The 273-nt window shown below is 41.4% G+C and carries 1 pseudogene; it reads left to right on the top strand.

The annotated features are described in order from the left end of the window. Positions 1–273: pseudogene (locus AAEY78_RS13050) on the top strand (protein translocase subunit SecF); the annotation flags it as partial.

The raw sequence follows: 273 nt of genomic DNA on the forward strand, positions 1-273 counted from the left end.
GTATTACGATATGCCAATATACCTGATGAGAATCAACGCCCAGAACTGGCTGAAGTATTGGCGCCATTAAATACTGACATCAACGTGTTAAATAGCAGTATTGTCGGACCACAAGTAGGCCAAGAGTTGGTTGAACAAGGCAGTTTAGCTTTATTAGTCGCCATGCTATGTATTATGGGGTATCTAAGTTTTCGCTTTGAATGGCGTTTAGCGTCAGGTGCACTGTTTGCTTTGGTACATGATGTGGTATTTGTGTTGGCTTTTTTTGCGTTA

The sequence above is a fragment of the Psychrobacter sp. 16-MNA-CIBAN-0192 genome, from assembly GCF_040309565.1.
Taxonomy (GTDB): Bacteria; Pseudomonadota; Gammaproteobacteria; order Pseudomonadales; family Moraxellaceae; genus Psychrobacter.